This window comes from Streptomyces sp. Ru62 (genome assembly GCF_002920615.1).
In the GTDB taxonomy this organism is placed as follows: Bacteria; Actinomycetota; Actinomycetes; order Streptomycetales; family Streptomycetaceae; genus Streptomyces.
Genome location: NZ_PQSU01000044.1, coordinates 37473 through 59115 on the forward strand (window position 1 = coordinate 37473; position 21643 = coordinate 59115).

General features: G+C 73.4%; 18 protein-coding genes. 6 read left to right on the forward strand and 12 right to left on the reverse strand.

Annotated features, from left to right (window positions below; all coding sequences use genetic code 11):
• Window positions 1-72: 72 nt before the first annotated feature.
• The 6 genes from C3492_RS38950 to C3492_RS38975 form a co-directional block, all read right to left on the reverse strand.
• Window positions 73-1713: a hypothetical protein gene (locus C3492_RS38950; protein WP_146075781.1), complete on the reverse strand. Its 1641-nt coding sequence runs from the start codon at window positions 1711-1713 to the stop codon at window positions 73-75.
• Window positions 1714-1828: 115 nt separating this feature from the next.
• Window positions 1829-2626, reverse strand: a complete 798-nt coding sequence (locus C3492_RS38955; RefSeq protein ID WP_103817339.1) for a type III pantothenate kinase — start codon at window positions 2624-2626, stop codon at window positions 1829-1831.
• Window positions 2627-2631: 5 nt separating this feature from the next.
• Complete coding sequence (nadC, locus tag C3492_RS38960; RefSeq protein ID WP_103817340.1) at window positions 2632-3609, reverse strand: carboxylating nicotinate-nucleotide diphosphorylase; 978 nt, start codon at window positions 3607-3609, stop codon at window positions 2632-2634.
• A gap of 28 nt (window positions 3610-3637) precedes the next feature.
• The gene (locus tag C3492_RS38965; protein ID WP_103817341.1) at window positions 3638-5335 is read right to left on the reverse strand and encodes an L-aspartate oxidase; all 1698 of its coding nucleotides are present in this window, start codon (window positions 5333-5335) and stop codon (window positions 3638-3640) included.
• A complete protein-coding gene (gene panC / locus C3492_RS38970; protein ID WP_103817342.1) occupies window positions 5332-6324 on the reverse strand; it encodes a pantoate--beta-alanine ligase in 993 nt (330 codons plus the stop codon). Before panC ends, C3492_RS38965 begins: the two co-directional genes overlap by 4 nt.
• Entirely contained in the window at window positions 6321-7322 is a 1002-nt protein-coding gene (locus C3492_RS38975; protein ID WP_103817343.1) for a Rossmann-like and DUF2520 domain-containing protein, read from the reverse strand. Before C3492_RS38975 ends, panC begins: the two co-directional genes overlap by 4 nt.
• A gap of 186 nt (window positions 7323-7508) precedes the next feature.
• Between C3492_RS38975 and C3492_RS38980 the strand changes: the two genes are divergently transcribed.
• Entirely contained in the window at window positions 7509-8681 is a 1173-nt protein-coding gene (locus tag C3492_RS38980; protein ID WP_181140773.1) for a low specificity L-threonine aldolase, read from the forward strand.
• On the opposite strand, the gene C3492_RS38985 is transcribed toward C3492_RS38980, so the two are convergent.
• Complete coding sequence (locus tag C3492_RS38985) at window positions 8678-8905, reverse strand: hypothetical protein (RefSeq protein WP_103817345.1); 228 nt, start codon at window positions 8903-8905, stop codon at window positions 8678-8680. The genes C3492_RS38980 and C3492_RS38985 overlap by 4 nt on opposite strands.
• 163 nt (window positions 8906-9068) lie before the next feature.
• Between C3492_RS38985 and C3492_RS38990 the strand changes: the two genes are divergently transcribed.
• A complete protein-coding gene (locus tag C3492_RS38990) occupies window positions 9069-10172 on the forward strand; it encodes a DUF5937 family protein (RefSeq protein ID WP_103817346.1) in 1104 nt (367 codons plus the stop codon).
• A gap of 123 nt (window positions 10173-10295) precedes the next feature.
• Here the strand turns inward: C3492_RS38990 and C3492_RS38995 are convergent, their stop codons facing one another.
• Window positions 10296-10967 carry a response regulator transcription factor gene (locus tag C3492_RS38995; protein ID WP_103817347.1) on the reverse strand — a complete coding sequence of 224 codons (672 nt, stop codon included), beginning with the start codon at window positions 10965-10967 and terminating at the stop codon, window positions 10296-10298.
• Between the two features lie 31 nt (window positions 10968-10998).
• Window positions 10999-12204, reverse strand: coding sequence for a sensor histidine kinase (locus C3492_RS39000; RefSeq protein WP_103817348.1), 1206 nt, complete (start codon window positions 12202-12204; stop codon window positions 10999-11001).
• A gap of 118 nt (window positions 12205-12322) precedes the next feature.
• On the opposite strand from C3492_RS39000, the gene C3492_RS39005 reads away from it, so the two are divergent.
• Window positions 12323-13498, forward strand: coding sequence for an SAM-dependent methyltransferase (locus C3492_RS39005; protein ID WP_181140774.1), 1176 nt, complete (start codon window positions 12323-12325; stop codon window positions 13496-13498).
• Between the two features lie 34 nt (window positions 13499-13532).
• Here the strand turns inward: C3492_RS39005 and C3492_RS39010 are convergent, their stop codons facing one another.
• Window positions 13533-14684: an NADH-quinone oxidoreductase subunit D gene (locus tag C3492_RS39010; RefSeq protein ID WP_103817349.1), complete on the reverse strand. Its 1152-nt coding sequence runs from the start codon at window positions 14682-14684 to the stop codon at window positions 13533-13535.
• A 31-nt stretch (window positions 14685-14715) separates the two neighbouring features.
• Between C3492_RS39010 and C3492_RS39015 the strand changes: the two genes are divergently transcribed.
• Complete coding sequence (locus tag C3492_RS39015) at window positions 14716-15219, forward strand: PH domain-containing protein (RefSeq protein ID WP_103817350.1); 504 nt, start codon at window positions 14716-14718, stop codon at window positions 15217-15219.
• A complete protein-coding gene (locus C3492_RS39020; RefSeq protein ID WP_103817351.1) occupies window positions 15216-16625 on the forward strand; it encodes a PH domain-containing protein in 1410 nt (469 codons plus the stop codon). Before C3492_RS39015 ends, C3492_RS39020 begins: the two co-directional genes overlap by 4 nt.
• 368 nt (window positions 16626-16993) lie before the next feature.
• Here the strand turns inward: C3492_RS39020 and C3492_RS39025 are convergent, their stop codons facing one another.
• Together C3492_RS39025 and C3492_RS39030 are read right to left on the reverse strand one after the other, a co-directional pair.
• Window positions 16994-18325, reverse strand: coding sequence for a hypothetical protein (locus C3492_RS39025; protein WP_181140775.1), 1332 nt, complete (start codon window positions 18323-18325; stop codon window positions 16994-16996).
• 97 nt (window positions 18326-18422) lie between these two features.
• Window positions 18423-19550 (reverse strand): esterase family protein, encoded by a 1128-nt coding sequence (locus tag C3492_RS39030; protein ID WP_103817352.1) that lies wholly within the window; start codon window positions 19548-19550, stop codon window positions 18423-18425.
• 227 nt (window positions 19551-19777) lie between these two features.
• Between C3492_RS39030 and C3492_RS39035 the strand changes: the two genes are divergently transcribed.
• A complete protein-coding gene (locus C3492_RS39035) occupies window positions 19778-21592 on the forward strand; it encodes a phosphatidylglycerol lysyltransferase domain-containing protein (protein WP_103817353.1) in 1815 nt (604 codons plus the stop codon).
• Window positions 21593-21643: the final 51 nt, after the last annotated feature.

The window sequence follows — 21643 nt, forward strand, 5'->3', positions numbered from 1 at the left end:
GCACCAATTGCGATGAATTGGATGAATGTCACTCTTATGGCGCCGTGTGGTGCCGACACGGATCCCGGCGGCTCACTGCTGCCCGCGGCGGCGGAGGCCGAAGAACAGCGCCCCACCGAGGGCCAGGGCCAGTACCGACGCCCACGCCGCCAGCGTCACCGCAGGACCGGCGCCGGTGCCGGCCATGGCCCCGTGCCCGGCGCCGCTCGTCGCCGTGGTGGATCCGGTGCCGGATCCACCAGCGGTGCCCGATCCACCACCGGGTCCACCGCCGGACGTGCCACCGGAACCCGCCGAACCGCCCGGGCCACCGCCCGTACCACCGGTTCCCGAGTCGTCGCCCGGCGTGCGGACCACGATCGCCGCGGTGTTGTTGCGGGTGTCGGGATCTTCCGGCAGCGACGTCACCTTGACCTTGCCCGGCTTCAGCGCGGCCGGATCGACCACACGGAGGTCGAACGTCCAGTTCGTGGCCTGCCCGGGGTCGATCCAGAAGTCGTCGGTCTCCTGGTGACAGAGGTAGTAGTCGAGGGCGCCGTTCTTGGTGAACTTGACGCAGTGATCGGGTGTGGTGACCGCCTCCGTCCCGGCCGGGATGTACACGCGCGTCTCGTACGGCGGGTCCTCGCCCGGCTCGCTGCCGGTCCACGCCTTCATCCCGGCGGGACCGTCGTTGCGCACGCCGACCGTGGCCTTGACCAGGTCCCCGGCCTTCTTCTGCCGCACGGTGGTCCCCACGGCCTGGATGTCCGCTGTGCTGTCGACGGAGAACTCGTTGATTCCCTCGATGTCCTGCGGCTTGCCCGGGGGTGCCGACGCCGGACGCGGCGTCATCCTCAGTTCACGGCCGGTGCCGCGGTGGTGAGGCTGGTCGTTTCCCCAGTGGTACTCGTGCCCGTACGAAACCCTGAGGTAGCCGTAAAGCACGGCGGTGTCGGCCGTCACCGAACCCAGGTCCAGGTCGTACGACCCGTTGACGTCGACCTGGCCCTCGACCTCGCAGCGGACCTGTCCGCCACCATGCGTGTGATCGCCGTAGGTGCCGTACTCGCAGTTGCTGAACTCCTCGTCGGTCGTCAGGCCCTGATAGTTCATGAGGACGACCGTGTGGTCGCGAGGCGTGGCGCCATAGTTCGTGAACCCGCTCGTCACCTTCATGGAGGTTCCCGGCTTCACCTCCCCGCTGCTTGGGGTGCGCTCCAGCCGGTCCAGGACCAGGCCCACGTCGGGAATCGTCACCTTGACCGTCCGCGATGCGAGCTGAACGCCGTGCGACTCGACGGTCATGCGGATCTCGCCCGAGGCCCCGACCAGCGCCCCCTTGGCGCGCCGCAGATCGACCTGGAACGGGGCGGACCCGCGAGGCACGAGCGGCCACTTGTTTTTCTCGCAGACCAGGACGTGGTCCGCCTTCTCCGGGCACGACGTCACGTCGGCGATGCCTTTGAGTGACGTGGCGTCGAGGGTGACCGTGTAGGAGTCGACCGTCGTCGTCCCCTTGTTGAGCACATTGACGTACAGCGAGCCGCCGCTGGACGCATAGGGGTAGGCGTCCGCGGTCGTCGGGCTGTCCAGCACGACGTTGGTGCCGGCAGGGGCCGAAGCCCCCGCCGCCGATCCGGTCGACACGCCCGTCAAGGCCGTCGCCGCGGCTGCGGCGCCCGCGGCCAGCCGCGCCCACCGGCTGCCGGAACGAACCGGAATCGATCTCATACGAACCCCTTCTGGTGGATCGGACGCCGGGAGAACCCCGCGCCGGCTACGACGACCCCGAACACCACCAGAAGGTTGTATGAATTCCGCACCGACGGGAGCGGTCCGTACGGCCCTAGCTGCGAGACACGTTCCGCTCGTACACCAGGCGGAGGCCTATCAGGGTCAGCCACGGCTGGTGCTCGTCGATCACCGAGGACTCGCCCAGCACCATCGGCGCCAGACCGCCCGTGGCGATCACCGTCACGTCGTCCGGGTCGTCGGCGAGCTCCCGGGCCATCCGGCCGACGACCCCGTCGACCTGCCCGGCGAACCCGTACACGATGCCCGCCTGCATCGCCTCGACCGTGTTCTTCCCGATCACGCTGCGCGGCCGGGCGACCTCGATCTTCCGCAGCTGCGCCCCCTTGACGCCGAGCGCCTCCACGGAGATCTCGATGCCAGGCGCGATCACCCCGCCGACGTACTCCCCCCGCGCGGAGACCGCGTCGAAGGTCGTCGCCGTACCGAAGTCCACGACGATCGCCGGACCGCCGTACAGGTCGACGGCCGCGACCGCGTTGATGATCCGGTCGGCGCCGACCTCCTTGGGGTTGTCGGTGAGGATCGGCACGCCCGTCTTCACGCCCGGCTCGACCAGGACGGCGGGTACGTCGCCGTAGTACCGCCGGGTGACCTCGCGCAGTTCGTGCAGCACCGACGGGACGGTCGCGCAGATCGCGATGCCGTCGATGCCGTCGCCCAGCTCCTCGCCGAGCAGCGGGTGCATGCCCATCAGGCCCTGGAGCAGCACCGCCAGCTCGTCCGCCGTGCGGCGCGCGTCCGTGGAGATGCGCCAGTGCTCGACGATGTCCTCACCGTCGAACAGCCCGAGGACGGTGTGCGTGTTGCCGACGTCGATCGTGAGGAGCATGGCCGTTACTCCGCCTCGCGCAGGTCCAGGCCGATGTCCAGGATCGGCGAGGAGTGGGTCAGCGCGCCGACGGCCAGGAAGTCCACTCCGGTCTCCGCGTACGCGCGCGCGTTGGCGAGGGTCAGCCGCCCGGAGGCCTCCAGCAGCGCCCGCCCGCCGACGATGCCGACGGCCTCCTCGCACTCGCCGGGGGTGAAGTTGTCCAGCAGGATCAGGTCGGCGCCCGCGTCCACGACCTCGCGCAGCTGGTGCAGCGTGTCGACCTCGACCTCGATCGGCACGTCCGGGAAGGCCTCCCGTACGGCCTTGAAGGCCTGCGCGACGCCACCGGCGGCGACCACGTGGTTGTCCTTCACCAGGGCGGCGTCGGACAGCGACATGCGGTGGTTGACGCCCCCGCCGCAGCGGACGGCGAACTTCTCCAGCGAGCGCAGGCCCGGCGTGGTCTTGCGGGTGTCCCGCACGCGCGCCTTGGTCCCCTCCAGCGCGTCCGCCCACGCGCGCGTGGCGGTCGCGATGCCGGACAGCCGGCAGAGGATGTTCAGCGCGCTGCGCTCGGCGGTGAGCAGGTCACGCGTGCGCGTGGTGACCGACAGCAGCTTCTGCCCGGCCTCGATCCGGTCGCCGTCCTCGACGTGCCGCTCGACCTCGAACTCGTCCGTGCAGACCACGGAGAGCACGGCCTCGGCGACCCGCAGGCCGGCCACGACGCCCGCCTCGCGCGCGGCGAAGTCGGCGGTGGCCACCGCGTCCTCGGGGATGGTCGACACGGTCGTCACGTCCACACCGCCGCCCAGGTCCTCCTGGATGGCGACGTTGGCGATGTCCTCGACCTCGACCGGGTCGAGTCCGGCAGCGGCCAGCAGTTCGGCGAGCGCGGGGTCCAGCCCGCACTCCAGGTATTCCTCGTCGCCCTCGGCGCCGCAGGTGCAGCCGTCGCCGCAGCCGCCGGTCGAGGCGAGGGGAAGGTCGTCGGTGCTCACGTCTGTCACTGCTCCTGGGGCGCTGGTGTTACCGGACAGGGGGGAAGTCTGCGGTGTCGGTGGTGCGTACGGCCAGCGACCGGTCCGGATCGAGCCGTACGACGATGTGGCGCCGCCAGTTCGCGTCGTCGCGCTCGGCGCGGTCCTCGCGCCAGTGGCAGCCGCGGGTCTCCTCGCGCAGCCGGGCGGCGGCGACCAGGGCCCGGGCCACGCACAGGAGGTTCGTGGCCTCCCAGGTGTCCACGCCGGGCTCGGCGGTCTTGCCGTTCTCCTCCAGCGCGTCCCGGGCCTCGGCATGCAGCTTCTGGAGCCGGTCCGCGGCCCTGGCGAGGGACTCCTCGGAGCGCAGCACGCCCGCGCCCTCGGTCATGGTCCGCTGGATGGCGAACCGGGTCTCGGGGGTGAGCAGCGGGTGGGCCGGCTTCTCGGGGTCCGGGACCGGTACGGGCACGCGCGCGTGCAGGCCGTCAGCCGCGCGGGCGGCCGCGATGTCGGCGGCGATCCGCTCGGCGTAGACGAGACCTTCGAGGAGGGAGTTGGAGGCGAGCCGGTTGGCGCCGTGCACGCCGGTGCAGGCGACCTCGCCGCACGCGTACAGGCCCGGGACCGTGGTGCGCCCCTGCGCGTCGGTACGGACGCCGCCGGAGGCGTAGTGGGCGGCCGGGGCGATCGGGATGGGCTCGGTGACCGGGTCGATGCCGTTGGCGCGGCAGGCGGCCAGGATGGTCGGGAAGCGGTTCTCCCACATGGCGGCGCCGAAGTGCCGGGCGTCGAGGTACATGTGTTCGGCCCCCTGCTCCAGCATCCGCCGCGTGATGCCCTTGGCGACGATGTCCCGGGGCGCCAGCTCGGCCAGTTCGTGCTGGCCCACCATGAAGCGCACGCCGTCCCCGTCGACCAGGTGGGCGCCCTCGCCGCGCACCGCCTCGGAGACCAGCGGCTGCTGACCCTCGGCGTCCGCCCCGAGGAACAGCACGGTCGGGTGGAACTGCACGAACTCCAGGTCGCTGACCTCGGCACCCGCGCGCAGCGCCAGCGCAACGCCGTCACCGGTCGACACGGACGGGTTGGTGGTCGCCGAGAACACCTGTCCCATGCCGCCGGTCGCGAGGACCACGGCGGGGGCGTGCACGGCGCCCACGCCGTCGTGCTGACCCTCGCCCATCACATGCAGGGTGACCCCGGCCGTACGGCCCTCGGCGTCCGTCAGCAGGTCCAGGACCAGCGCGTTCTCGATCGTGCGCAGTCCGCGCGCGCGTACGGCCTCCACCAGCGCACGGGAGACCTCCGCGCCGGTCGCGTCGCCGCCCGCGTGCGCGATCCGGCGCCGGTGGTGGCCGCCCTCGCGGGTGAGGTGGATGTCGCCCCCGTCGTCGGTGTCGAAGTGGGCACCGGTGGAGATCAGCCGCCGGACCGCGTCGGGGCCCTCGGTGACGAGGATGCGCACCGCCTCCTCGTCGCACAGGCCCGCGCCGGCCACCAGGGTGTCCTCCAGGTGCTGCTCGGGGGTGTCGCCCTCGCCGAGGGCCGCGGCGATGCCGCCCTGCGCCCAGCGCGTGGAGCCGTCGTCCAGGCGGGCCTTGGTGACGACGACCGTGGTGAGCCCGGCGGCCTCGCAGCGCAGCGCCGCGGTCAGGCCGGCCACGCCGGAGCCGACGACGACCACGTCCGCGGAGATGCTCCACCCGGGGGCGGGCGCGTGCAGTCGTATGCCTGTGCTGGTCACGAGGCGGCTCCGAAGGTGAGAGGAAGATTGTCGATCAGCCGGGTCGTGCCGACCCGGGCGGCGACGGCGAGGACGGCCTCGCCGGTGAAGTCGTCGCCGATCTCGGTGAAGTCGGCGGGGTCGACCAGCGCCAGGTAGTCCAGCCGGAGGGGCGGGTCGAAGCGGGCGGCCTCGTCCAGGACCTGGCGGGCGGCGGCGCGGACGGCCGCCGGGCCGCCGGGCGCGGCGGTGGCCACCGCGTGCGCGTCGGCCGCAGCGCGGGACTCCCCTATGGCGCTCAGCGCCTCGGCACGCGCGTGCGTGGAGGGCACCTCCCGGGCCCGTGCGCGCAGTGCCTCCTGTGCCGCGTGCCGGTCCCGGCCGGCGAACAGCGCGCGGGACAGCGCGAGGGCGGTACGGCGCTCGTCCGGTGAGAGGTAGCGGTTGCGGCTGGACAGGGCGAGCCCGTCCTCCTCGCGGACGGTCGGTACGGCGACGATCTCGACGCCGAAGTCGAGGTCCCGCACCATGCGCCGGATCAGGGCCAGCTGCTGGGCGTCCTTCTGGCCGAACAGGGCGACGTCGGGGCGGGTGAGGTGCAGCAGCTTGGCGACGACGGTGAGCATCCCGTCGAAGTGTCCGGGCCGCGAGGCACCCTCAAGGCGCTCGCCCATGGGGCCCGCGGAGACGCGCACCTGGGGTTCGCCACCCGGGTAGACCTCGTACACGGAGGGCGCGAACACGGCGTCCGCGCCCGCCTGCTCGGCGAGCTTGAGATCGGCGTCCAGGGTGCGCGGGTAGCGGTCCAGGTCCTCGCCCGCGCCGAACTGCAACGGGTTGACGAAGACCGTGACGACGACCTCGCCGTCGGGGCCGGCGGCCTCCCGCGCGGCGCGGATGAGCGTCGCGTGGCCCTCGTGCAGGGCGCCCATGGTCATCACGACGGCGCGGCGGCCGTGGCGCACACGCGCGTGCAGCTCGTCGGCGGTGCTCAGCAGGGCGGTGCTCATCGGTCGTTCCCCTCGCTACCGTTCGTGCCGTCGGAGCCGTTCGTGCCGTCGGTTCCCTCGCCTCCCTGGCTCGCGTGGCCTTCCTGGCTCGCGTGGCCGCCCTCGGCGAGTACCCCGAGGAGGTCCTCGGCGAGTTCGGGCTTCAGCAGGCCGTGGGCGAGCGCGCGGTCGGCGGTCGCGCGGGCCATCGCCAGATAGCCCGCCACGGTCTGCGGGGCGTGCCTGCGCAGCTCGGTGACGTGCGCGGCGACCGTACCGGCGTCCCCGCGCGCGACCGGGCCGGTCAGGGCGGCGTCGCCGGAGCGCAGGGCGTTGTCCAGGGCGGCCCCGAGCAGCGGGCCGAGCATCCGGTCGGGCGCCGCCACACCGGCGGTGCGCAGCAGTTCCATGGACTGGGCCACCAGGGTCACCAGGTGGTTGGCGCCGAGCGCGAGGGCCGCGTGGTACAGCGGGCGGTTCTGCTCGCTGATCCACTCCGGTTCGCCGCCCATCTCGATCACCAGCGCCTCGGCGGCCAGCCGCAGCTCCTCGGGCGCGGTGACGCCGAAGGAGCAGCCCGCGAGCCGCTGGACGTCGACCGGCGTGCCGGTGAAGGTCATCGCCGGGTGCAGCGCCAGCGGCAGCGCGCCCGCGCGCAGGGCCGGGTCGAGCACCTTCGCGCCGTACCGGCCGGAGGTGTGCACGAGCAGTTGCCCGGGGCGTACCGCGCCGGTCTCGGCGAGGCCGGCGACCAGGCCGGGCAGGACGTCGTCGGGGACGGTGAGCAGCACCAGGTCGGCGCGCTGGAGCACCTCGGCGGGCGGCACCAGCGGGACGTCCGGGAGCATGGCCTCGGCGCGCCTGCGGGAGGCGTCGGAGACTCCGGAGACGGCCACCGGGCGGTGCCCGGCTAGCTGGAGGGACGCGGCCAGTGCGGGGCCCACGCGACCGGCGCCGACGACGCCGACGGTGAGCCGCGCGGGGCGGTCCTTGAGGTCTGGTTGGTGGACTGTACTCACGCGACGGCGGCCTTCCCGTTCCAGTCCGCTCTGGGTACCGGACGATTTCTCGTCATGTTAACGCTATCGGGTGGGGCGGCGGCCGGTTGTCCACAGGCTGTGGGTTTCACCACGTCCCCCTCCCGCCCTTCCTCGCCGGAAACCCCGGCTGCCGCGCGGGGGGCCGTGCGGGGCATCATCCACGGCATGACTGATGTGGCTGAGCAGGACGACGAACAGTCGGCGGAGGAACGCTCGCGGGAGCGGCGCAGGGCCGCCCAGCGGGGGGCGCGGCGCATTCTCGCGCACGCGACCGCCCGGGACTCGATCCGCGAACGGCTCGCGCTGCTCCAGGAGGTCGGCGCCGAGGTGTACGACCTGGACGAGCCCGGCGACGTCTACGGCGACCGGATCGTGGCCGCCCTGGAGGAGCGGGTGGCCGCGCTGCTCGGCACCGAGGCCGCCGCGTTCTTCCCCACGGGCACCATGGCCCAGCAGGTGGCCCTGCGCTGCTGGGCGGCCCGCACCGGCGACCCGACGGTGGCGCTGCACCCTCTGGCCCACCCGGAGGTGCATGAACGGCAGGCGTTCAGCCAGGTCAGCGGGTTGCGTCCGGTGAGGGTGGGCGGGGAGCGCCGACTGCCCACGGCGGCCGAGATTCGAGAACTCGAAGAGCCCTTCGGGGCGCTGATGCTGGAGCTGCCCCTGCGGGACGCCGGCTTCGTGCTGCCCACCTGGGAGGAGCTGACCGGCGTCGTCGAGGCGGCGCGGGAGCGCGACGCGGTGGTGCACTTCGACGGCGCGCGCCTGTGGGAGTGCACCGAGCACTTCGGGCGTCCCCTGGCGGAGATCGCCGGCCTCGCCGACAGCGTCTACGTGTCGTTCTACAAGTCCGTCGGCGGCTTCGGCGGCGCCGCGCTCGCCGGTCCGAGGACGCTGGTGGAGGAGGCGAAGACCTGGCGGCACCGGTACGGCGGCATGGTCTTCCAGCAGTTCCCGACCGTCCTGTCCGCGCTCATCGGCCTGGACCGCGAAGTGCCCCGGCTGCCCGAGTACGTACGGCACGCGCGCGTGGTGGCCGCCGCGCTGCGCGAGGGCTTCACGGCGGCCGGGGTGCCCTGGGCCCGCGTCCACCCGGAGGAGCCGCACACCCACCAGTTCCAGGTCTGGCTGCCGTACGAGCCGGAGGTGGCCGCCGAGGCGGCCCTCCGCCAGGCCGAGGAGACCTCGGTGATGCTCTTCGCGAACGTCTGGAACGCCGGCGGCCCCGGCCTCGCGTTCACGGAGGTCGGCGTCCAGGCCGCGGGGCTGGAGTGGACGGCGGACGACGTCCGCGCGGCCGTACGGGACTTCGTGGACCGCCTGCCGGGCGGGGCCTAGAGGGCGCGGGGGCGCAGTCGGCGGGCCAGGGTGCGCAGTCGGCGGGTCAAGGTGCGCCGGAGCCGCCCGCGGGCCGGGCGTCCGGCGACGACCGCGCGGAAGCGCCGGTGGTCGCGCAGCTCGCGGAGGAGGCCGAGGTCGCGGAGGCCCGGCGCGGGCGGCTCGGGCTCGCCGTGCAGACGGGCGCGGTAGCTGTCGAGGAGGTACTGCTGGGTGATGCTCATGGCTGATCGCCTTCTCGGGACGTGGATGATCGGTGACTGATCGGGCTCCGCGGCTGCCCCGGTGTCCTCAACGCTGCCCCTGACCGGCGCGGATGTCCCGTGGATTGACGGCTGCCGTCAATCCACGGGGGCACTGTCAGTGGCCCGGTGCACCATGGGGGGCATGAGCGTGACCATCGACATCACCGGACTGCCCCTGGAGAGGGTCTCCGTCGTGCCCTCTCCGCTGGCGGAGCTGGGGATGGCGCTGCACGCGCTGAGGGAGCCCGGGCACCACCCGGAGCTGCGGGGCTGGGTGGCCGCCGTCTCCTCCCGGCTGGAGCCCTGCCTGGCCGACCGGCTGTGCGAGGCGGACTTCCTGTGGCACACGACGTTCTCGGACGTCTTCGCCCCGTTCGCGGGCCTCCCGGGCGGGCGCGGCCTTCCCGGCGCGACGCTCGCCGAAGAGCTGGACCAGCTGGACAAGCTGACGGACGCCCAGTTCGTCAACGCCGCCCTGGAGTTCACCTGCCAGCTCCGCTACGACGTCCAGGAGCCCGGCCCGCTCGACGACCCGGAGCTGCGCCGCCGCTCCCTGGAACTGGCCGCCGCCCGCGGCGCCGTGCAGGAGCGGTTCACGCGCCGCCTGCTGACCGACCCGCCGGCCGTGCGCGCCTGGTTCCGCCAGCTGATGCTCGACTGTGACGACGCCTTCTTCGCCGACACCTGGGCCCGCATCCAGCCCCAGCTCGCCGCCGACGCCCGCCACAAGACCGAGTTGCTGCGCCGCAAAGGACTCGGCGAGGCCCTCGCGTCCCTGTCCGGTGCCGTCTCGCTGGACGAGGAGGCCGGGCTCGTCACGGTCGACAAGCTGCTGGTGGGCCGTACCGCCACCGGCGACGGCGGCCTGGTGCTGGTGCCGACCAGCCTCGGCTGGCCGCACGTGATGGTTCTGAACCGGTACGGCTGGCAGCCCTCGATCACCTACCCCGCGAGCGGTCCCCGGCCGCAGGCGCCCTCCGTGGAACAGCTCACGCGCCGGCTGGAGGCGCTGGCCCACCCCGTGCGGATGCGGCTGTGCCGGCACCTGGCGCGCGCCCCGCACACCACGAGCGAACTGGCCGACGCGCACGGCATGACGGCGCCCGAGATATCCCGGCACCTGACGGTGCTGAAGAAGGCGGGCCTGATCACCGACTGCCGCCGCGGCCGGTACGTCCAGCACCAGCTGGTCCTGTCCGCGGTGGCCCGGCTGGGCAGCGACTTCATCGAGGGCGTCCTGCGCTGAGCCAGCGGGACCCGGGGCCGGCGGCCCGCGCCGAGGAGACGGGGCCGGCCGTGCGGCCCCCCGCCGAGGAAGCGGGCTCGGCCCTGCGGCCCGCACCGAGGAAGCAGGCCCGGGCCGTCGCCGTCAGCCGTGGCCGCCGGCGCGCACCAGCCCCGTCTCGTACGCCAGCACGACCACCTGCACCCGGTCGCGCAGACCGAGCTTGGTCAGGATGCGGCCCACATGGGTCTTCACGGTCGCCTCGCTCAGCACCAGCCGGGCCGCTATCTCGCCGTTGGACAGGCCCTGCGCGACCAGCACCATGACCTCGCGCTCCCGCTCGGTGAGCCGTTCCAGCTCCTTGTGCTGGGGCCCCTTGCCGACGGAGGGCAGCATCGGCGCGAACCGGTCCAGCAGACGCCGGGTGGTGGAGGGTGCCACGACCGCGTCGCCGCTGTACACGGCGCGGATGGCGGCGAGGAGATCACCGGGCGGCACGTCCTTGAGCATGAAGCCGGAGGCGCCCGCCTTCAACCCGGAGAAGGCGTACTCGTCCAGGTCGAACGTGGTCAGGATGAGGACCTTGGGCGCGTCCGGCTCCGCGCAGATCCGCCGGGTGGCCTCCACACCGTCCAGCTTCGGCATCCGGACGTCCATGAGGACGACGTCGACGGCGGTGGACCGCAGCGCCTGGAGGGCTTCGACGCCGTCGCCCGCCTCCGCGACGACCTCCATGTCCGGCTGGGCGGCGAGCACCATCCGGAACCCGGTGCGCAGCAGCACCTGGTCGTCGACGAGCATCACGCGGATCGTCATCGGGCCTCTTCCGTTCGGGATCATCGGGCGGTCAGTGTGCCGGTTTGAGCGGCAGCAGGGCGCTGATGCGGAATCCTCCGCCCGGGCGCGGGCCGGCGTCCAGCGTGCCGCCGACCATGCCGACACGCTCCCGCATGCCGATCAGGCCGTGGCCCTGCCCGTCGGCGCCGCCCTCCTCGTACAGCTCGTGCGGGGCGCCCTTGCCGTCGTCCTCGACCAGCAGGCCGAGACCGTCGTCGAAGTAGACCAGGCGGACGCTCGCACCCGCGTCGGGTCCGCCGTGCTTGCGGGTGTTCGTGAGCGCCTCCTGCACGATCCGGTACGCGGTCAGCTCCACGCCGCTGGGCAGCGGCCGCGGGGTGCCCTCCACCTTGAAGTCGACCGGCAGGCCGGAGCTGCGGCACTGCTCGATGAGGTCGTCGATCTGCTCGACGTCGGGCTGCGGGACGTACTCCCCGCTCTCCTGGTGCTCGCCGGTGCGCAGCACGCCCAGCAGGCGGCGCATCTCGGCCAGGGCCTGACGGCCGGTGGAGGAGATCGTCTCCAGGGCCTTCTTCGCCTGGTCGGGCGCGGTGTCCATGACGTAGGCGGCGCCGTCGGCCTGCACCACCATCACCGACACGTTGTGCGCGACGACGTCGTGCAGCTCGCGCGCGATCCGGGCGCGCTCGGCGGCGACCGCGACCTTCGCCTGCGCCTCGCGCTCCTTCTCCAGGCGGGCCGCGCGCTCCTCCAGCTGGGCGAAGTAGGCCCGCCGGGTGCGCATGGAGTCGCCGAGGACCCAGGCGAGGGCGAAGGGCACCGTCTGGAAGACCGCTATGGCGGCCTGTCCGAGGAAGCCGGTGTCCTCGGCCGGCCAGCGGATCTGGGCCACGCTCGCCGCGCAGAGGCTGACGGCGAGCGCCAGTCTGGAGGCCCAGCGCGCGCCGACCGTCGCGACCGTGTAGGTGATCACCAGCATGGCGAAGTCGGCGACGGTCGTCTCGATGTCCAGGATCAGCTGCACCAGCCCGGTCACGAGGGCGAGCAGCAGCATCGGCTCCGGGAAACGGCGGCGCAGCGCCACGACCACGCACAGGACGGCGGACACGGCCATCCCGCCGGGGATCGTCCCGTGGTGGCCCCGCACCCCGTCCAGATTGACCACGCTCAGCGCGGACAGCCCGAGCAGGACGACGGCCCAGAAGGAGTCGACCCAGGTCGGGTGGCGGCGGAGGAAGTCATAGAGGCGCTGCACGTAACCCAGAGTAGGGAAACCAGATGCGTGCAGGGGTCAACCGAAGGACCGATCCGCGCCCGGCGCGCGTACTCCCCAAGGTGGATGCCGTGATCACCGGTGTGCCTAGTCTGGTGCGGTGACGGATGGGACGACGGCGGAGGACTCCCGCCGGAACGGCGCGGATAGCACCCCGCGCGGCTGGCGCGCGGCGGCCGGGGCGGCCCTGTACGGGCCCGGCGGTTTCTACCGGCGCCCGGAGGGCCCGGCGGGCCACTTCCGCACGTCGGTGCACGCCTCCCCACTGTTCGCGCGGGCCGTGGCCCGGCTGCTGTGCCGGGTCGACGCGGCGCTCGGGCGGCCCCCGGTGCTGGACTTCGTCGACATGGGCGCCGGACGGGGGGAGCTGGTCGGCGGGGTGCTCGCCGCCCTGCCGGCCGATGTGGCCGCACGCGTGCGTGCGTTCGCCGTGGAGATCGCCGACCGCCCGGCCGGCCTGGACGAACGGATCACCTGGCTGAGCGAACTCCCGGGCGCGGTCACCGGGCTGCTGTTCGCCAACGAGTGGCTGGACAACGTGCCCGTGGACGTCGTGGAGGTGGACTGCGCGGGCGTGCCCCGGCTGGTGCTCGTCGCGCGGGACGGCTCCGAGCGGCTCGGGGAGCCCGTGACGGGCGCGCCGGCCGACTGGCTCGCGCGCTGGTGGCCGCTGCCGGCCGAGCAGGGGCTGCGGGCGGAGATCGGGCTGCCCCGGGACCGGGCCTGGGCGTCGGCCGTGGACCGGGTGGCGCGAGGGCTCGCGGTGGCCGTGGACTACGCGCACACGGTGGACGCGCGCCCCCCGTTCGGCACCCTCACCGGCTTCCGCGAGGGCCGGGAGACGGCACCCGTTCCGGACGGTTCCTGCGACATCACGGCCCATGTGGCCCTGGACGCGTGCGCCGAGGCGGCCCGTACGGCGCACACGCCCTCCGGCACGGCGCCGGCGCCCTCGGACGCGGTGCGGACGCCCCTGCACACGGCGCAGACGCCCCCTGACACGGCGCAGGTGACCCGCGCAAGGGCTCGGGAGCTTCCCAGCGCGCGTCTGCTCACGCAACGCGCGGCTCTGCGCGCCCTCGACATCACCGGCGCACGCCCCCCGCTCGCGCTCGCCTCCTCGGATCCCTCCGCCTATGTGCGCGCCCTCGCGAGCGCCGGTGAGGCAGCCGAGCTGACGGCACCGGGCGGCCTCGGCGACTTCGGCTGGCTGCTCCAGCCGGTCGGCATCCCGGACCCCCTGGAGCCGGACCCGCCGGACGCGCCCGGGCGGTGAAGCCCGGCTCGCCGACGTCGCCGACCACTTGTCGCTACTTGTCGATGTCGCCGACCACGAAGAACATCGACCCCAGGATCGCCACCATGTCCGCCACCAGCGTTCCCGGCAGCAGTTCGGTCAGCGCCTGGATGTTGTTGTACGAGGCCGAGCGCAGCTTCAGCCGGTACGGGGTCTTGTCGCCCTTGCTGACCAGGTAGTAGCCGTTGATGCCGAGCGGGTTCTCGGTCCACGCGTACGTGTGCCCCTCGGGCGCCTTCAGCACCTTCGGCAGCCGCTGGTTGATCGGCCCGGGCGGGAGCTCGGCGAGCCGGTCCAGGCAGGCGTCGGCGAGGTCCAGCGCGTTGTGGGTCTGCGCCAGCAGGACCTCGAACCGGGCGAGGCAGTCGCCCTCGCTCCGGGTGACGACCTCCAGGGTGTCCTGGAGATCGCCGTAGGCCAGGTACGGCTCGTCGCGGCGCAGGTCGAAGTCGACGCCCGAGGCGCGCGCGATGGGCCCGCTCACGCCGTAGGCGTGCACCGCCTCCGGGGTCAGCACGCCCACCCCGCGGGTGCGCCCCCGGAAGATCTCGTTGCCGAGCACCAGGTCGTCGAAGACGTCCATGCGCGAGCGCACGGCGCCGACGGCCTCACGCGCGCGTGCGGTCCAGCCGGCCGGCAGGTCCTCCTTGAGGCCGCCGACGCGGTTGAACATGTAGTGCATGCGCCCGCCGGAGACCTCCTCCATCACGTTCTGGAGCACCTCGCGCTCCCGGAACGCGTAGAACACCGGCGTGATCCCGCCCAGCTCCAGCGGGTAGGAGCCGAGGAACATCAGGTGGTTCAGCACCCGGTTCAGCTCGGCGAGCAGCGTGCGCGTCCACACCGCCCGCCCGGGGACCTCCATGCCGAGCATCCGCTCCACCGCGAGGACGACACCCAGCTCGTTCGAGAACGCCGACAGCCAGTCGTGGCGGTTGGCGAGCACGATGATCTGCCGGTAGTCGCGCGCCTCGAAGAGCTTCTCGGCGCCCCGGTGCATGTAGCCGATCACCGGCTCGGCGCGCACGATGCGCTCCCCGTCCAGCACGAGCCTGAGCCGCAGCACACCGTGCGTGGACGGGTGCTGGGGCCCGATGTTGAGCACCATGTCGGTGCTCTCCGCCGCGCCGCCGATACCGACCGTGGTCTCCGTCGTAGGAGTCATGGGCCCAGTTTCCCCTACGTACGCTGGGCTCATGGAAACGGGGAGTCTTCGAGGGACCGGAGCGCCGGCGGGCTGGCCGGTGTGGCGCGGGCTGCGGCCCGGGCTGCTACGGGTGCGCCGGCTGCTGCTGGTGGTGTGGACGGCGGTGCTCACGCTCGCCGCGGGGCTCCTCCCGGGCCTTCTCGCGGGGCCCGCCTGGGCGGCCTGGGCACTGCTGCCGCCGGCGTGCGCCGCCTGGTGCTGGTGGCTGCTGGAGCGCAACTGGCGCTCGTGGCGGTACGCCGAGCGCGCCGACGACCTGCTGATCAGCCGGGGTGTCCTGTGGCGTGAGGAGACGGTTGTGCCGTACGGGCGGATGCAGCTGGTGGAGGTGACCTCGGGACCGCTGGAGCGGCGCTTCGGGCTGGCCACGGTGCAGTTGCACACGGCCGCCGCCGCGACCGACGCGACCATCCCCGGCCTCGACCCGGCCGAGGCGGAACGCCTGCGTGACCGGCTGACCGAGCTGGGCGAGGCACGATCGGCGGGGCTGTGACCTCCCCCGACGGCACCGACGGCATACCTGGCGACGGCACACCGGCCGGCGGCACACCGGACAGCGCGACGCCTCACGACGGCGTACCTCACGACGGCACACCGCGGCGCCCGCCCGTCACCGAGCGCCGGCTGCACCCGGTCACGCCCTTCCGCCGGGCGTGGGCGCCGCTCGCCGTACTGGCCGGCTGGGCCGCGCACGACCCGAACGGCGCGCAGGAACAGCTCGACCGGCTGACCGGCACCGTGCTCCTGCTGGGGCTCGCGGTACTGGTTCCGGCGGCCGGGCTCTACGGCTTCCTGTCCTGGTGGTTCACGCATTACGCGGTCACCGACACCGAACTGCGCATACGCACCGGGCTGTTGTTCCGGCGCACCGCGCACATCCGGCTGGAGCGCGTCCAGGCCGTGGACGTCTCGCGTCCGCTCCTCGCGCGCGTGGCGGGCGTCGCGAAGCTGCGGATCGACGTCGTCGGTGCCGAGCGCAAGGACGAGCTGGCCTTCCTGGGCGAGCGGGAGGCGCGCGCCCTACGCGCGGAACTGCTCGCGCGTGCGGCGGGTTTCGCGCCCGAGACGGCGCACGAGGTCGGAGAGGCACCGGCGCGCGTACTGCTGCGCGTGCCCCCGCGCGTGCTGGCACGCTCCCTGGTGCTGACCGGCGCCACCTGGGGCTCGCTGTGCGCCGCCCTGGTGGTCCCGACCGTGCTGTGGCTCATCACCCACAGCCCGTGGACGGTCGTCGGGACCGCCCTGCCCCTGGTCGGCGCGGCCGGGGCGAGCAGCGTGGGCCGGTTCGTCGCGGAGTTCGACTGGACGGTGAGCGAGTCCCCGGACGGGCTCCGCATCGACCACGGGCTGCTCGACCGTACGCACGAGACGGTGCCGCCCGGCCGGGTCCAGACCGTGCGGATCGTGGAGCCGCTGCTGTGGCGGTGGCCGGGCTGGGTGCGGGTGGAACTGGACGTGGCCGGATCCGCCAACTCCGTGCTGATCCCCGTCGCCCCGCGCGCGGTCGCCGAAACCGTCGTCGCGCGCGTGCTGCCCGGTGTGACCGTGCCCCGGGAGCTGTCGCGGGTGCCGCGCCGGGCCCGGTGGTGCGTGCCGTTGTGGTGGCGCGGGCACGGGCTCGCGGTCACCGGCGCGGTGTTCGCCGCCCGGAGCGGCCTGCTGTGCCGCCGGCTCTCGCTCGTCCCGCACGCCAAGGTGCAGAGCGTACGGCTCACCCAGGGGCCCTGGGAGCGGTGCTGGGGGCTCGCCGACGTCCGCGTGGACACCGGCGCGAACAAGACCGTGACGGCCCGGCTCCGGGGCGCGGAGGAGGCCGCACGGCTCCTGGACGAGCAGGCGGAGAGATCCCGCACGGGCCGCCGGGACGCCCTCCCGGACCGCTGGATGACCACCGGCTGACCGGCACCGTCCACCGGAACGGCACACGGGCTGCCCGGCGCTGCCCCGTGGGACCGACAGACGGGTTGACCGGCGCTACCCCGCGGACCTGCACACGGGCTGACCGGCGCGCCCCCCGTGCGACCGACACACCGGCTGACCGGCGCAACCCACCGGACCTGCACACCGGCTGACCGATACGCCCCGTGGCACCGACACACGAGCTCCCCTGGCGCGACCCTGTGGGACCGACACACGAGCTGCCCTGGCGCGACCCCGTGGGACCCACGCACCGGCTGACAGGTCCGGCCCCTCGGCCGACGCTTCGGGCCCGGCTCCCCTCGTGGGAAGGCCGGGCCCGGTGCTCGGTCCGTACGGCTGACGTCGGCTCAGGAGGCCGCGCTGCGCAGCCCCTGGATGTCGATCTGCTCGGTCTCGTCGTGCGCGGTCAGGTCGATGACCTGGCCGACCCCCCGGGAGCGCGCGTCGGCGGCCTTGAACCCGGCCTCGGACTCGGCCTTGTGCACGGCGAGCGCCTCGGGGCCGACGACATCGGCGAGGTCCTCGTTCTGCACGGAGTCCAGCGTGGCCTTCGGCGCGCCCTTCTGGGTGCCGAAGAAGTCGAAGCCGCCCTCGACCACCGGGCGCCGCACGGGCGCCGCCGGTACGACGGCCACCGCGGTCGGCACGGTGAAGTGCCCGGCGGGCGGCCGGCCCACGGGACGCGCGAGTTCGGTGGCCGGCGCCGGACCGGCGCCCTCCTTCACGCCGTCCGCTGCGGGTTCTCCTTTGGCGACCGCGGCCTCCGCGGCGGCATCCTCGGGAGCCGAGTGAGCCTCCGGCTCGGACGTCTGCGACGCGACGGCAACGGACCCGGCGGAATCGGCCGCCTCACCAGCGTCAGCGGACCCGGTGGCGTCAGCGGACTCCGCGGAGGCAGTGGACTCCGCAGCGGCAGCGGACTCCGCGGGCTCAAGCCGCGCACCCCGGACCTCCGCCACCCCGGGCTCGTCCCCCTCGGCGTCCTTCCCGGCACCGGTCTCGGCGTCGGTCTCGACCCCGGCCTCCCCCTGTCCCGGACCCTCGCTGTCGAACCGCGCCATGGCCGTCAGCGCCCGCCGGTACAGCTCGGCGCCCCCGGGCGAGAACACCGCCGGCCGCTCCTCGGTGCCGGACGCCTCCTGACCCGCGGCGGCCGCGGGCTCGGCGCTGCGCGCCGGCGGCAGCGCGGGCGACGACGAAGGCGCGGGCTCCGGCTCGGGCACCGCCGCCTCGATCTCCAGCAGCCGCCGTCCCTCCAGGGCGCTGGCGCGCTCGGTCTCCGCCGTGGCGTACCGGCGCAGCAGGGCCGCGTGCTCGTTGCGCAGGCCCGCCAGCTCCGCCCGCTTGGCGCGCAGCCGCTGCTCCAGCTTCGCGCGCAGCTCGCGGGACTCCTCCAGGTCGGTCTCCAGTTCGGCGACCCGTTCCTCGAACCGCCACTCGTCGCCCGCACGCGCGCGTGTGAGTTCGGCGACCTGCTTGCCCGCCTGCGCGTCCCAGCGGCGCATCACGACCGCGCCGAGGACCGCCGTCGCGGCGGCCGCCGCGGCCAGCGCGCGCAACACGGTGACCTCGGAGAACGCCCACGGACCCAGCGCGCAGGCGACGGAGACGCCGGCGATCGCCGACGGGGGCAACAGCCGGTGCAGAGGCGGGGAATGGCGGTGGCGTCCACGTGGCATGGCCAGAAACTTACCGCGCGTAGGCGAATCGTGGGCCCCCGCCCCGTAAAAACACGGCCACACCGTGGGCTTCACGGGACGTCAGGGCCAGGACGGCTCAGCGGTCGGTGAGCCGTCCGCTGAGCCACTGGAGCGTCGGCGGGATCTCGCGCCGCCAGGTGTTGAAGTTGTGCCCGCCGCTGCCGAGGATGATCGACGAGATCCGGGTCAGATTCGTGGCCTGGACCTGCCGGATGAACTTCATGGTGGACTTGTAGTTGTGCTCGCCGACCTTGCTGCTGGTGACGAGCAACGAGGTGTCCGGCGCCTCGTCGTGCTCCAGCAGCCAGAACAGGTCGGCGCGGTTCCGCAGTTTGCCGTCGCCGTGGAAGAGGTCACCGGTGGTCGGGTCGATCAGCGCCTTGTAGTACGGCGAGAGGCCCGCGCCGGCCGCGTACACGTTCGGGTGGTGCATGGCGAGCTTGAGGGCGCAGTAGCCGCCCGTGGAGTCGCCGACGACGCCCCAGCTGCCCGGCCGCTTGCCGGCCCGGTAGTGCCCGAGGACGGCCTCCGGCAGATCCTTGGCGAAAAACGTTTCCGCATGCGGCCCGCCCGGCACGTCGACGCACTCGGTGTCCCGCGGCGGTGCCACGGTCGGCCGCAGCATCACCAGGATCATCGGCTGCACCCGCCCGTCCTTGGCCAGCCGCTGCGCCGTGCTCGGGTAGTTCAGCTTGTCCACCAGCGCCCGCGCGGTTCCCGGGTAGCCGGTCAGCACGACCGCCACCGGGAACGTACGCGTGCGGTACTGCGGCTGGAAGTACTCCGGCGGCAGGTACACGTACGCCGGTGTGACGATGTGGGTCGTACGGCCCACGATGTCGACCTTCTGTATCTGCCCGCCGGTCTCCGGCCGCGCGGCGCTCACGCCCGGCACGTCGGAGGTGGAGACCACCTGGAGCGGGCCGCCGGTGCTGCCGTTGGCCGAGTGGTCGACGACGATCCCCTGGTCGGTCTCCTGGCCGAACAGGTCCGCCCAGCTGGCATAGAAGCCGAAGGCCTGGTTGGCGGCGAGCCCGACGCCGGCGAAGAGGGCGACCTGGGTGAAGAGCAGCAGACCGACCCGCCCGCTGACGGCCCGCCAGTCCGGGCGGGCCAGGCGCGGCCACAGCCATACCGTGCCGATGAACAGCGCGACGGCGATCGCAATCGCCAGCACCAGCACTTTGTTGCTCGTGAGACCCATGGGCTGTTTCCTACCTGTGCTTTCCGCCCGTGGCGTGCCCGCGCGACGTTGCGAGGGCTTGCCCGGGGCTTTCCTTGGCCTTTGACCCGACTTTCCGGTGGGGAGTGAACCTCTCTCCCCGAGACACCGTCCTAGAGGGCGCAATGTCGCCGGATGCCCGATCGGGCCCGGGTTCAAGGTCTCTCGCAGAACTACGGGATGCGATGTCTGTCAGGATAGATGGGGAAATGTCGGGCGGGGTTCCGGGCCGATCAAGCCTGGCGCGGCGCATACTGCGCGGCCCGCGCCCCGAGGCCGTTCCCGCCGTGGTCGGCAGGGCCGCCGCGCTCGTGGGCGCCCTGGACATCGCCGCGGGTGTGTTCCCGCGCTTCCGTCACAGCCGTATGCACGCCATGGCGGAGGTGCTGCCAGGCTCCTTCGGGCCGTTCGCGGCGGCGCTCTCGCTCAGCGCGGGCGTGCTGTTGCTGCTGCTCGCGCACGGGCTCAAACGGCGCAAGCGCCGGGCGTGGCGTGCGGCGGTCGCGCTGCTTCCGGCGGGTGCGGTGGCGCAGTTCGCGTACCGGCACTCGGTCGTGGGCATGCTGATCGCAGTCGCGCTGCTGGTACCGCTGCTGCGCCACCGCGACCAGTTCGCGGCCCTGCCGGACCCGCGCAGCAGGTGGCGCGCGCTCGCCAACTTCGTGCTCATGAGCGCCGGTTCCCTCGCCCTCGGTCTCGTCATCGTCAGCGTCCACCCGCACCGGACGATCGGCGACCCGAGCCTGGCCGACCGGCTGACGCACGTCATCTACGGCCTGGCCGGCTTCGAGGGCCCGGTCGACTACCAGGGCAACACCTCCTGGACGGTCGCCTTCTCCCTCGGCGCCCTCGGCTGGATCACCGCCGTCACCACGATCTACCTGGCCTTCCGCCCGGAGCACCCGGCCGCCCGTCTCACCGAGGACGACGAGGTCAAGCTGCGCGCGCTGCTGGAGAAGCACGGCGGGCGCGACTCGCTCGGCCACTTCGCGCTGCGCCGCGACAAGGCCGTCGTGTTCTCGCCGAGCGGCAAGGCCGCGGTCACCTACCGGGTCGTGTCCGGCGTGATGCTCGCCAGCGGCGACCCCATCGGCGACGTCGAGGCCTGGCCGGGCGCCATCGAGCGCTTCATGGACGAGGCCAGGGCCCACTCGTGGACGCCCGCGGTGATGGGCTGCTCGGAGACCGGTGGCGAGGTGTGGACCCGCGAAACGGGCCTGGACGCCCTGGAACTGGGCGACGAGGCGGTGGTCGACGTGGCGGATTTCTCGCTCGCCGGACGCGCGATGCGCAACGTGCGCCAGATGGTCAAGCGCATCGAGCGGGCCGGCTACGAAACCCGGGTACGGCGCATCCGTGACGTCGGCGAGGCCGAGCTGGAGCGGATCCGCCTGGCGGCGGAGGACTGGCGCGGCACGGACACCGAGCGCGGATTCTCCATGGCGCTCGGCCGCATCGGCGACCCTGCCGACGGCGACTGCCTGATCGCCACCGCCCACAAGCAGGACGACGAACCCGGTGAGTACGGCGACCTGAAGGCGATCCTCCACTTCGTGCCCTGGGGCAGGGACGGCGTGTCGCTGGACCTGATGCGCCGCGACCGCGGCGCCGACCCGGGCATGAACGAACTGCTGATCGTCGCCGCCCTGCAGGCCGCTCCGAGGTTCGGCATCACCCGGGTCTCGCTGAACTTCGCGATGTTCCGCTCCGCCCTCGCCCGCGGCGAGAAGATCGGCGCCGGCCCGGTGCTGCGCGCCTGGCGCGGGCTGCTGGTGTTCCTCTCGCGCTGGTTCCAGATCGAGTCGCTGTACAAGTTCAACGCCAAGTTCCAGCCACGCTGGGAACCGCGGTTCGTGGTCTACCGGGCCTCCGCCGACCTGCCCCGCATCGGCTTCGCCGCCATGCAGGCGGAGGGCTTCGTCAACCTCGCCGTGCCGCTGCCGCGCTTCCTGCGCCGGCGCCGGTCGACGGCCCGGCGCGCCTGCGCGCACACGGTGACCGAACGGGACGTCCGGGCGGCCTGAGCCGCCCACCTGCCCCCCACGCCCCGACACGCCGAGCGGTACGACCCCGGG